The sequence below is a fragment of the Citrobacter sp. Colony219 genome (assembly GCF_019382635.1).
GTDB lineage: Bacteria > Pseudomonadota > Gammaproteobacteria > Enterobacterales > Enterobacteriaceae > Citrobacter > Citrobacter youngae.
Genome location: NZ_CP080033.1, coordinates 3,746,574 through 3,759,506, shown reverse-complemented (window position 1 = coordinate 3,759,506; position 12,933 = coordinate 3,746,574). Strand labels below are relative to the sequence as shown.

General features: G+C 55.7%; 2 protein-coding genes and 1 pseudogene (1 of these 3 cut by a window edge). All 3 read right to left on the bottom strand.

The annotated features are described in order from the left end of the window. Positions 1–962: the 5' portion of a type I secretion system permease/ATPase gene (locus tag JTI85_RS16845; RefSeq protein WP_219351780.1), read on the bottom strand. Its footprint begins 1,225 nt before the window's first position; only the first 962 of its 2,187 coding nucleotides appear in the window; it begins with the start codon at positions 960–962; the stop codon falls past the left edge of the window. Beyond that, the gene (locus tag JTI85_RS16840; RefSeq protein ID WP_219351778.1) at positions 959–2,368 is read right to left on the bottom strand and encodes a TolC family outer membrane protein; all 1,410 of its coding nucleotides are present in this window, start codon (positions 2,366–2,368) and stop codon (positions 959–961) included. Before JTI85_RS16840 ends, JTI85_RS16845 begins: the two co-directional genes overlap by 4 nt. A 101-nt stretch (positions 2,369–2,469) precedes the next feature. Continuing rightward, positions 2,470–12,933 (bottom strand): annotated as a pseudogene (locus JTI85_RS16835) (BapA/Bap/LapF family large adhesin); the annotation flags it as partial.

Sequence of the window (12,933 nt, the reverse complement as noted above, 5' to 3'; positions counted from 1 at the left end):
CCCGGCAGAATCATCAGAATGGCGGCGACGGGGGCTATCCACGCCAGCGGTGGAGCAATGCACGCCAGTACGACGATAAACAGAAAGAAAAACGGCAGATCGACAATGGTCGACATGGTCGAAGAGGTGATCATCTCACGAACCTGTTCCAGCTCGCGCAGTTGAGAAATAAAGCTCCCCGTTGAGCGGGGGACGGCGCTGTTGCGTAGCCGCAATGCGTGGCTAAACACGCGATCGGAAATGCGCATATCGGCGCGTTTGCCGAGCAGGTCCATGATGTGGGTACGCGCTTCGCGCAGCAAAAAGCCAAACAGCACCGCGACCAGAACACCGGTAGAGAGAACATACAGCGTTGGATAAGACTGGGCGGGGATCACCCGGTCATAGACCTGCATCGAAAAAATAATCCCGGCGAGCGACAGGACGTTAATCAGAAAGGCGGCAATCATGACCGGCAGGTAAGGGCGGATATCTTGTAAAACCAGCTCGCGTATCCAGTCGGGTCTAAAGCGCGAAATATAGCGATCAACCCGACCGTCTTTTAATGCCGATAACGGGCGCAGTGCGGTGATAGTATGGATTTCTGGCAGAAGCTCAGCCACTGCCAGCCGGTTGCGTTGTCCCTCGTCGGCGATGATAAAAACATCCAGGGCATCTTCACCGTTAAAATGTTCGATCACCATGATTTGGCCGTCGTGCAGTTCCGCCACCACCGGTAAACGCCATTGGTTAAGTACCTGCTTTGCGGTATCCAGCGTATGAAAGGAAAGTCCCGCCTGGCGCGCTAATTGCGTCAAAGCAAGGGTTTTGCTTTTCCCCTCAAACCACGGGGCGTTAGCCTGAATAGCACCAGGCGAACAGGCAACGCGATAGTGGCTGGCAATATGCGTCATTGCCTGCGCCCACTGGCTCAGGGTGGGTTCGCCAATAGCATCTTCAACAACAGGCTCGACGTCGCTCATAGCTGGATCTCCACCGATTGAATGCTGCGGTTATTTAAGGCGAACGCCTGGCGCAACGATCCGGTGTTGTAGAGGCAGTTCAGTTGTAGCTGGCGAAGCTGGCTTTGGGTCTGGAGTTCGGCAAAACGGGCCTGATACACCTCCTGTTCGGCGTTAAGAACATCAAGTAATGGGCGTGAGCCGAGATCCAGATACTGCTGTTGATACAGTTCGCGCGTTTGTTCGCTCAGCCGCTGCTGGCGGCGCAGGATCTGCAATGCAGTCGCGAGACTCATTGCCTGGCTGCGGGATTCCAGTAATTTCTGTCGTACTTCGAGTCGGGTGCGCTGAATAGAGTACTGTGCGGACTCTACCGCGTGACTGGCGGCGTTGCGTCGGGCGGTGAGCCCGCCTCCCTGATACAGCGGCATTTCGACTTTTACCCACGCTGAGTACTGCGTTTTGTCGAGCACCTCATGGCTGGGGTATTTGTCGTTGAGATAGTGCTGAACAGATGGCTCCAGGGAAATGGTTGGCGTCATCTGCGCGTTGGCGTAATCAAGGTTGGCCTGCGCGACGTTCGCCTGCGCCCAGGCCGCCAGCACTGCAGGAACTAACTTATCCTCCGGTTTTACCACATCGCAACTGCTGTCCAGTTTTACCGGAAACTCATTGCTGATGCCGTTAAGCGAGTTCCAGCCGAGATAGCTCATCAATGTCGCTTTGCTACTGTCGAGATTGGCCTGATATTGCGCCAGTTGAGAACGTGCGGACTCGATACGCGCATCGGTTTGCACTACGTCTGACAGCGAGGTCGCCCCTTCATCATTACGTTCTCTGGTCAGTCGACCAATACCGTTTAGCGCGACCAGTTGTTCTTCGGCGGCATCCACCATCTGTTGCCATGTCTGAACCTGGACGATGGCATTGGCGGTAGCGCGAGCGACAGTATCGATGCTGAGTAACACGTTTGCCTGTTGCTGCGCTGAACCGGCGGTTTCGGCGCGCACCTGGCTGGCGACTTTGCCGAAGTCATACAGCATTTGTGACACCGAAATGACCAGTGCAGGGCTGAAGCCATGGTCAGTGTAGGTATTGCTGTAGCCGTTGTTCATTCCGGCTGTAACTTGCGGGTAATATTTCGCTTTCGCCACGTCTATCTGCTCATTTTGCGAGAGCAGTTTGCCAATGGATTCACGAATAGAAGGATGCCAGCTCACGGCGCGACTCACCGCGTCGTTAAGCGTCAGGCTTCCGGGAGCGGCAACGCTTAGCGGTAGATCGGCCACAGAACCATCCAGAGAGGGAAGCATCTGACTGGTTGCCAGCCCTTCCGGCGTAATAATTTGCGGTTCATCTTCGGCATTCGCACGAACGGAACAAAACGTTAATGCCAGCAGTACAGCAACAGGGGCGACATTTCTCATAGTTTATCCCTTGCAAAATAGGGCAGTGACGATTGTTATTGCCCCGGACGTCATGGCATCCGGGGCTGTTGTTATATCGTTATAGCGGTATGGCGTTCGTTTCAGGTCACAATGTGATTTTGTTGGATCAGCTCATCGAGCGTGGTGTGTACGTTCTCCAGCGTTACGAGGTTAGTGGTGTGGTACGTGTTGCCTGTACCGTCGCGATCAATGGACACGATGGTGTTGTTACCGCTGGTGGTCACTGTGAGGTAGTTGCCGAGCGTGGCATTTTGTCCGTTCCAGCCTACCAGCAGGTCGCCGATGTCGATTTTGTCGCCCTGAGCCAGTGAAAAGTTGGTCCAGTTGTCCGCAGTCCCGTTACCGCCGGTAGCGTCGTTGGCATTGAGCAGGTGATAAATCAGCGTATCGCCGTAGACCGATCCGGTGATCACGTCATGCTGTGCGGTGCTTGCCATCTGCGGGTTCATATTGATGGTCAGCGTAGCGGTGTCCGTGTGCCCGTTTTGGTCGTTCAGCGTATAGGTAAAGGTCTCTTTGCTGATTATCGACGCTACGGTTGTACCCGGCTTCAGCGTGTAGATGTATGAACCATCCAGGTTCATGGTCAGTGAACCATAATGACCCTGAATGGTTGCGCTACTGGCGCTGCCGGCCGGATTGAGAGTGGCGGTACTGCCGTTAAAACCGGTGACAGTGAGCTGGGTATGGACGGTTGAGAGCTGATCGTGCGCGCCAGCGGCATCACTGCCATCAAAAATATTGCCATTCACCGTCGTGGTGTTAACGTCCCAGGTATTGAGGTGCCATGTCGTACCCGTGACGTTTGGCGTAATGCTGACGTTGCCAACGGCCAGTCCCCCCATTGTTCCTGTGAAGCTGATGCTGTAATGACCAGCGGCTAGCTCAGCATTACCCAGCGAGACGGCAATTGAACTGCCTAACAGGCTGATAGAGCTGGCGGGTACAGAGCCAGAAAGCGAGAATCCGTCAGGACCGGTGATTGTCCAGGTTACGCCCAGCGTACCGACGGTGATAAGTGTGCCGATGCTGAAGTTGAGCGTGGCGCCTTTCAGTACGTCATTTGTTGCGATATCAAACGAACCTGTACCGGTTGCTTTGCTCCCCAGCGTCGGAATTGTCGCGGTGCCCAGCGCGCCACTTCCATATGCCGCAGAGTCCTGAATGGTACTTACCGCCATCATGCTGCTGACGTCATTTACTGCGTCCAGCGCTTGCGGGGTCGCCGTAATGTTCAGCGAGGCGCTTCCTGTATCGCCATTGGGGGCTTTGACCGTATAGACGAAACTGTCCGGTGTGCTGATACCGTCTGCACCCAGTCCGCTTTTCAGCGTGTAGGTGTAGTTCCCTTTTGCATCAATAGTCAGCGTGCCGTACTGTCCGTTAATGGTGGTAGTGCCCGTTGCGTTAACGGCGACACCGTTCACTTCGGTGATAACGGTATTAGCCGGAGCCGAGTCGTTGGCCAGCAGATTTCCATTGGTTGCCGCACTCAGGCTGTCGACGGCGTAGGTGTGATCGGCCTGAATATTCAGGGTATAGTTGGTCAGCAGCGTCAGGCCGCCGGAAGCGTTAAGCAGGAACAGATAGTCACCGCCCGGCAGCGTAATGGTATACGCCGGTGAATTGCCGCTCAGTAGGGCGGTTACCCAGTTCGGTTGTACCCGGTACTGCTCATACTGCTGAATAGACTCGTTGAAGCGGTAGACATAGAGATCAAAGCCGCCCAGCGTTACGCCAAGTACGCTGGCCTGAACCGTTATCGTTCGGGTCGCGCCGTCATCAACGTTGAATTTAATCGGGTTGGTCAAACCGTTGACCAGGCTGACATCCAGCAATTGTCCCAAACCAACACTGGCGAGCGTGAAGCCGGTTTGTTGTGATGGATGGTTGTCGACTGCGATGACCTGCGTCCCGTAAGTCAGCGCAGCCACATCGTCTGCCGCCGTTACCGTACTTGTGGTCGGGGCCTGACCCAGCGTGACCACCAGTTTTGCCGAGGAGTGATCGCTACCATGCGTTAGCGTGTAAGTGAAACTTTCGGAACGGCCATACACTGAGATTGACGTATTGGTCAGGGTATAGGTGTAGCTACCATTCTGATTGATATGCAGAATGCCGTATTTCCCCTGCACATCAATGCCGCCTGCCGGGACGTTCACGACGTTGCCGTTACCGTCAGTGATAGCGGTGACCAGCGTGCCGGAAGGGGCGTTATCTTGACCGTTAGTTGGATCGGTATCGGTGATGATGTTACCGGATTCTGTGGTCCCCCCAGTGATGGTTCCGCCGTTGGTTTTCACCACGGCAACGTCCAGGCTGGTGTATGCGCCAGTCGCCAGCAGGTTAGTGTTGAAGCTGACCACGCGATAATCCCCGCCTGTCAGCCCATCATAATTGAGCGTCACTCCAGAGGCTCCGATGGTCAGCAAACTGGCAAAATTGGGTTTTGAGGTATCGACCACGGTTATCCAGGTGTTGAGCAAGGAGTCATAGCGCTGGATAACAATCTCCATTGAGCTTAATAGTGACAGCACAATGCCGGTCGCCGCGGCGTTAATGGTGATGGAGCCACTACCGCCAGACTGGATACTGAAATTAACACTTGCCGTGTCGTTACCCAGCACATTGGCGACATTACCCAGTGCGTTCACCAGCAGGAAACCGTAATCGCTTTGATGCTCAGTGCTGATTGTCACGTCAGTCTGTAGCGGCAAACGGGTGACATTATCTTCAGCCAGCAGGGGGAGTACCGGCGCGATGACGCTGGCAGGCGATGACGTGTTACCTGCCGCGTCGGTTGCCGTTGCAGATAACGACTGACCTTCAATCTGGCGTACAGGCAAGGTGGCACTGTAGACGCCACTGCTGTTGGCGACCGCTGTCACGCTGGTGCCGCCAGGCAGGGATATCGTCACCGTACTGCCGGCTTCGGCAATGCCGCTCACTGTTCCGCCATCGGCGCTGATCAGAATCGTAGGAGGTGGCGGTGGCGTGGTATCCACAATGACGCTGAACGAGCCAGACAAAACGCTCGAGCCGTTGGCATTTGTGGCGTTGGCAGTAAACGCGTGGTTGCCTTCGCTGAGCGCACCGGATGGGGTAAAGCTCCAGATCCCATTCCCGTCAGCGGTTGTGCTCCCCATCAACGTGCCGTTGTTATACAGGTTGATAACGGCGTTTGCCTGCGCAGTTCCGCTCAGTGTTGGGCGGGTATCATTCGTGGTTTTCCCGGCGGTGACCAGGCCCGTGATAGTGCCGACATCATCGAATACGCTGGAGATCACTGGCGCAGGCGGTACGCCGGTAAACGGGGCCAGTACGTTACCCGCCGTACCGATGTTGCCTGCGGCGTCCTGTGCGCTAACCAGCAGCGTTTGCCCACTAATTTGCAGTGGATTCAGGGTAAAGGTGAAGTTACCGGAAGCATTCGCTGTCGTGGTGCCGAGTACCGTTCCGCTACCAGAGGTGATAATGACCGTACTGTTCGCTTCGGCCACGCCGGTTAACGCCGTACCATTGGCGTTGACCGCCAGCCCGGTTGGAACACCGGGCGCGATGGTATCGACCACAATGGCTGCCGCAGACGATAATCCACTGGTATTCCCCGCCGCATCTGTCGCCGTGATGGTAAAAGAATGAGCCCCTTGAGCCAGAGCAGTGGACGGCGTGTAACTCCAGTTGCCGGTGCTGTCAGCCGTTACGCTGATAACAAAACTGCCATTATCATAAATATCGACTCGCGCGTTGGCCTCTGTGGATCCGTTCAGGGTTGGGCGTGAGTCATTGGTGGGCTGGTTGCTGCCAATCGCACCGGTGTTGGGGCCAACATCATCAATAATGCTACTTATTGAAGGCTGTGCCGGGGCTGTGGTGTCCACCACCACGGTAAAACCTGCTGTTGCGCCGCTGGTATTACCTGCCGCATCGGTAGCGGTCACAGTGAAGGTATGGGACCCGGTCGCGAGCGGCGTGGTCGGAGTAAATGTCCAGCTATTATTGCCTTGCACCAGCGCAGTACCAAGCAGAGTGTTCCCGTCATAGATGCTGACAGTGCTACCGGCTTCGGCGGTACCGTTGAGCGTTGGGCGGGCATCGTTGGTTAGCTGCCCATTGTTCAGCGCTGTATTGAAAACGCCCCCTGCGATGTCATCTATGACCGAGATCAGTTGTGGGATTGGCGGTGGGGTCGTATCGATATTAATAATAAATCCGCTTGAGGTGGCACCGATATTGCCTGCGGCGTCTGTGGCGATAGCCGTGAATGTATGTTGGCCGTTGCTCAGTGTGGATGGCAGATACTCCCACGTCCCATCTATTGTGGCTGTTACCGTCCCCAGCAGCGTGCCGTTATCGTAAATCGCGACCCGGGCATTCGCTTCCGTTGAGCCACTGAGCAGCGGACGGGTGTCATTGGTCCAGGCTCCACTGGACAGAGTCCCGGTGCCGGGCTGTACATCATCGACGGCCTGGATAATGGTGGGGGCAAGCGGGGCAACGGTATCCACAATGATGTTAAATGCGGCGGATGACTGACTGACGTTTCCGGCTGCATCCGTGGCGGTCATCGTGAGCGCATGGTTACCATTTCCAAGTCCGGCTGTTGGCGTGAAGTTCCAGGCTCCATTGGCGTCTACCGGAGCGGTACCGAGATAGGTGCCATTGTCATAAATTTTGATCGTGGAATTGGCTTCTGCCGTACCACTGAGCGTGGGTTGCGTATCATTTGTGGCCTGGCCGTTGTTCAGATTGCCCGTCAGCGGGCCGACATCATCTGCGACCTGAGAAATGACGGGTATACCCGGCGATATGGTATCGACGATGAGCCCAAAGCCGTTCGACGCAAGGCTGGTGTTACCTGCACTGTCGGTCGCGGTGACGGTCAATGTATGTGGTCCGTTGCTCAGAGCATCCGTTGGGGTAAAGTTCCAGATACCTCCCGCACCCACGGTGGTAGTGCCAATGGGTTGACCATCGCTCAGAACGGTAATGGTCGCTCCCACTTCGCCCGTGCCGCTCAGTGCCGGACGTGTTTCGTTTGTCGTCTGCCCATTGGTTATCGCGCCTGTTGTGGGCGCTGTATTGTCCAGCACCGTGCTAATGATGGGGGGCTGTGGGGCGATAGAATCCAGTTCGAGGGTAAAGGACGAAGATACCCCACCCATATTGCCCGCCTGGTCGGTGGCAACGGCGGTAAAGATGTGTTGCCCCTGAGTCAGTGGGGCATCCGGCGTGAAGCTCCAGTTGCCGGATTCATCAACCTGGGTTGTACCAATATCAACGCCTTTATCGCGGATGGTGATAGATGCGCCGATCTCTCCTTTGCCGTTCAGCGTGGGTTGTGCATCGTTAGTCAATTGTCCGTTAGTCAGCGATGTGTTGCCGGGTTGATCGTCAATCACCGAGGTAATGTTCGGCGCCGCGGGCGGCAGCGTATCAACTACCAGAACGAAAGGTGGGCTTGCCGGGCTGATATTGCCAGCGCCATCCGTGACGGTTGCGGTTAACGAATGATTGCCTTCACTAAGTGCTGGAGCCGGTGTAAAGCTCCAGTTGCCGTTTTCATCGCTGGTGGTTGTGCCAATTACCGCGCCATTATCGCGAATGGTAACCACTGAATCGGCCTCGGTGACGCCAGCAAGCGTTGGGGTGTTGTCGTTGGTTAGCTGTCCGGATGTAAGGGATTGCGGGGTACCGACGTCGTCCGTTACCGTCACAATAGAGGGCGCGCTTGGGATTAACGTATCGACAATAATTCGGAAGCTGTTGGAGGGATCGCCCTGGTTGCCTGCCGCATCCGTTGCGCGTGCGGTAAAGATATGCTCGCCTTCTCCCAACCCATTTGTCGGAGTATAGCTCCAGTATCCGCTGCCACTCACGGTGGTAGTGCCAATCGCGATACCTTTATCGTAAAGGGTGATAGTCGCACCTGCTTCGCCGGTTCCATTGAAGGTCGGGCGTGCATCGTTGGTAATTTGTCCGGTATCTAACGATCCTGTACCTGGTAACACGTCGTCAATCACACTGGTGATCGCGGGTGCTTGTGGGGCGGCAGTATCGATAGTGATGGCGTAATTGGGCGACAACCCACTGGGTTCTGAGTTTACAGTTTGCGATACGGTGAAATTGTAGGTCGTGCCGTTTGTCAGTGGAGTGGATAATGGATAGCGCCATGCGCCGGAAACGGCATCGGCGGTGACCGTAGCGATTACATTCCCATCCTGATAAATTGTAACCGTTGCTCCTGCCGTGGCGGTTCCTTGTAACAGCGGTAAGGTGTCATTGGTGGATTTACCGTTGCCAATCACTCCTGTAACGGGAGAGACATCATCAATGATTTCGAGAGTTGGCGGATGCGGAATACTGGAAGTGGCCGCGTTAAACGGCGTAGGGTCGCTGCTATTGCCCGCCTGATCCTGGGCGATTGCATTCAGATTCTGCCCTGTAGTTTGTGCGGGTGATATCGTGACGGTGTAGACACCTGTAACGCTGTTCGCAATGCCCTGGCCCAGTACCGTGGTACCATTTCTGATGATGACGGTACTGCCCGGCTCGGCTGTCCCGCTCACCAGCGTGCCGTTCGGGTCAACATAGGTGACGATTGGCTCGGCAGGAGGCTGCGTATCGAGTATCAACATCACAGGGTTTCCTGCCGCCAGGGAATTACCCGCGGGATCCCTGGCGCCGAACGTCAGCGTGTGCGGGCCATCGCCCGTCAGCGTAATCTCAATACTCCAGCTACCATTCGCCGCAACGAGGGTTTCGGCAATGGGATTGCCGCCATCGAAAATGACTACCGTACTGCCCGGCGCACCGGTCCCGCTGATTGTTGGGGTGGTATCATCCGTGACGCTACCGTTGGTCAATGAACCGATAATGACGCCAGCGTCATCTTCAATATCTGTAACCTGCGGTAGGGTCAGCACGGTGCTGCTAACCGTAAACGCTACGCTGTTTGATGGGGTACTGGCGTTCCCCGCCGCATCGGTTGCAATGGCCGTTAGCGTATAACTCCCGTTTGCCAGTGCCGTCCCAGGAGTAATACTCCAGGTGGTGCCAACCACCGTTGTGGTACCGATAATCGTACTGCCGTTGTACAGCGTGATCGTGTCGCCGTCAGTGCCGGTTCCGCGAATAGTTGGCGTCGTATCATCTGTTATTGCGCCAGGTGCAAGATCGCCCTGGAAACCACCGACATTATCATTGACGGCAAGAATAACAGGGGAGGCAGAGGGCGTTGTATCGATCTCCAGGAGGATGGCATCTGATGGCGGGCTGACGTTGCCAGCAGGATCGGTCGCCGTAATGGTCACCTGATAAACATCCTGGGGAAGTGGCACTGATGGTGTAAAGCTCCAGCTACCGTCTGCCCCAACCGTTGCGGTACCCTGCGACGAAGAGTTGCCATTAAGATAGAGGGTAATGAGATCGCCGACACTCCCCGTGCCGCTGAACGTTGGCGTGGTGTCGTTAGTCATGCCGTTTGTCACGACCCCGGTTATCGGATTGACGTCGTCCGTAATGGTGGGCGGGAGCGGTTGCGTTGGCGGCAGATTATCCACCGTCAGCGTAAAGCCCGCCGATGGGATCCCTGTGTTGCCCGCCGCGTCGGTCGCCGTGGCGGTGAATTTATGCGGCCCATCGGCAAGTGAGGTCGGGGTAAATGTCCAGGTGCCGTCTGGCTGTACGGTAGTGATGCCGGCGAGGCCGCCATTCTCATAAATCGTAATTGTCGCACCCGGCTCACCTGTTCCGGACAGTTTAGGGTTGTCGCTTTTCGTGCTGCCGCCATTACTCAGTGCTTTAGTTTCAATGCCAATAAGCCCTTCCGCTGAGGTGATGATCGGGGCCGCGGGTGGTGTTGTATCGACAGTCAGCATGAAACTTCCGGCGGTACTGGCGTTACCCGCCGCGTCTGTCGCGATAGCTGACAACGTGTGCGAGCCTTCACTAAGTGGCTGGGTGACCGGGAAACTCCAGCTTCCTCCGGCCACAACGGTGGTCGTTCCAATCGGTGTGGCACCATCGTAGATAGTGATGGTGGAGCCAACTTCTCCGGTCCCCTTCAGTGACGGCAGGTTATCGTTTGAACGGCTACCAGAAGGCAAGTCAACGGGTGCATTGCCGATGTCATCTGTGGCGGCTGAAATGACCGGAGCCCCAGGAGGCTGGGTGTCAACGGTAATGGTGACAGTGACGGGGGAGGTGACGACGTTACCGGCGGCATCTGTTGCGGATACTGTAAAATGATGGTCGCGATCGGCAAGCTGCTTGTTGTCCGGGACGGTATAGCTCCAGGTACCTGACTTGTCGATGAGCATCACCGTCATCAGCAAACCGTTATCATACAGGTTCACCAGCGAGCCTGGCTCGCCGGTCCCGGAGAGGGTCGGCGTGTTGTCGTTGGTTACCCAGTTGTTATTCGCGATGTTACCGGTGATGGTTCCGACGTCATCGCTAATCAGAGTAATAACCGGGACGGTCGGCGCGACGCTATCGACAATGATTTTCCAGCTGGCGGCGCTACTGGTGTTGTTGGCGGCATCAGTTGCCGTAACCGTAAACACGTGTGCGCCCTGGCTCAGCGCGGTGGTCGGCGTGTAGTCCCAGTTACCATTGATATCGGCGGTAACGGTGGTTAGCAGGGTGCCATTATCATAAATTTTTACCTGCGAGCCCGCTTCGGCGGTGCCCTTAATTTCCGGTTTATCGTCGTTTGTCAGCGTGTTGTTATCAATTTTTCCGATGATGTCGGGAACATCGTCTAAGACGGCAATAATAATCGGTTGGTCTGGCGCGGTAATATCCGGAGCCAGCGCGGAAGCGGGCAGACTTTCGTTGCCTGCGCTGTCCGTTGCGGTCACTTTTACCGTTTCACCATTGTTTTGTGACGGGGTGATCGACACGGCAAAGTGACCGCCGCTGTCTGCCTAACCCACGCCAATCGTATTCCCGTTGCTGTCTTTTACGGTGATAGTGCTGCCGATTTCAGCATGTCCACTGACTGAACCACCATCCCCGGCGACAATTACCCCTGTCGGTGCGTCAGGGGCGGTGCTGTCTGGCGCGGTGACTGCTGTGTTATCACTGGTATTACCTGCTGCATCCGTTGCATTGGCGACAAGATGTTCGCCGTTCGTTTGTGGCGGAACCAGTGTGGCGGTGAAATCTCCGTCAGCATCAGCGGTGGTCGTGCCAATGATAGTGCCACCAGGATTGAGAATATGTACGGTACTGTTGGGCTCTGCCGTGCCGGAAACCTCATCGCCCGCGTTATTGATTGTCAGGTTTGCGGGCGGTAGCGGGGCGGTGATATCGGGAGCGAGTGCTGTTTCTGGCAAACTCGGGTTTCCTGCTGGATCGGTAGCGATAGCGGCTATGGTTTCGCCATTGGTTTGTGGTGGGTTTATGGTGATAGTAAACGAGCCATCTGGCCCGGTAACGCCACTGCCGATTAAATGATTATTATTGTCGGTTATAGTCACGGTACTGCCGGGTTCAGCCGTACCAGTGACGACAGCACCATCGGCAGATACGTTCAGATTGTCTGGTGATAACGGCGGCTGAGTATCGATATTGATATTGAATGCCGTCGATATTCCCCCCGTACCCAGGTGGTTGGTTGCCGTAGCGGTGAAGGCGTATGAGCCGTCCCGCAAGTTTGTGCTGGAGGTCCAGTCCCAACTACCGTTGCTGTCGGCGACGACGCTGTCGATATATGCCCCGTTATTGTAAATTTTAACCGTACTGTTGGCGTCAGCTGTCCCGGAAAGCGTTGGGGTCGCATCATTAGTGGACTGATTGTTGGTCAATGACCCAACGGAGGGCGCGACATCATCCATAACGCTGACAATCACGGGGACGCCTGGATAACCGGAATTTGAGGCACTGAATGAGGTATCTGGCCCTATATTGCCTGCTTCATCCTGAATCTTTGCTGTCAGCGTTTCACCATGTGTTTGCGAGGGTGATATGCCAATAGTGAAGGTGCCGCCTGAACCGACGATTGCTGAACCCAGAACCTGGTTGTTACTGCCAATGATGGTGACAGTGCTTCCGGGCTCTGCACTACCCGTCACCATGGTGCCTTCCAGGTTCACTGAAGAAATTACTGCGGCGGCAGGTGGGGTGGTATCGACGGTAATGACCCAACTGTCTGAGATTGCGCTGCTGCCCGCATTGTTTGATGCGCTGACCGTAAACTGGTGAGCGCCTTCCGCGAGCGGGGAAGATGGAGTAAACGTCCAGTTGCCGTTGGCATCGATAGTGACCTGTCCTATTTCGACACCGTTATCAAAAATATGTAAGGTGGCATTTGCGGGGCCAGTGCCCTGAAGAGTAGGCGTATTATCGTTGGTGGATTCCTGCTGATTGACAGGGCCTGTAATCAGCTCCTGATTATCGATCACGCTGGTAATAACGGGCACGTCTGGCATGTTAGGGGTTGTTGTCGGCGGATCGCCACCATCGCCGTTGCCATTGCCATCGCCGTTGCCATCGCCGTTGCCATTGCCGTTGCCATTGCCATTGCTATTGCCATTGCC

Excerpts from the sequence above, each read along its gene's own strand:
- JTI85_RS16840 (WP_219351778.1), bottom strand. The coding sequence starts at position 2,368 with ATGAGAAATGTCGCCCCTGTTGCTGTACTGCTGGCATTAACGTTTTGT.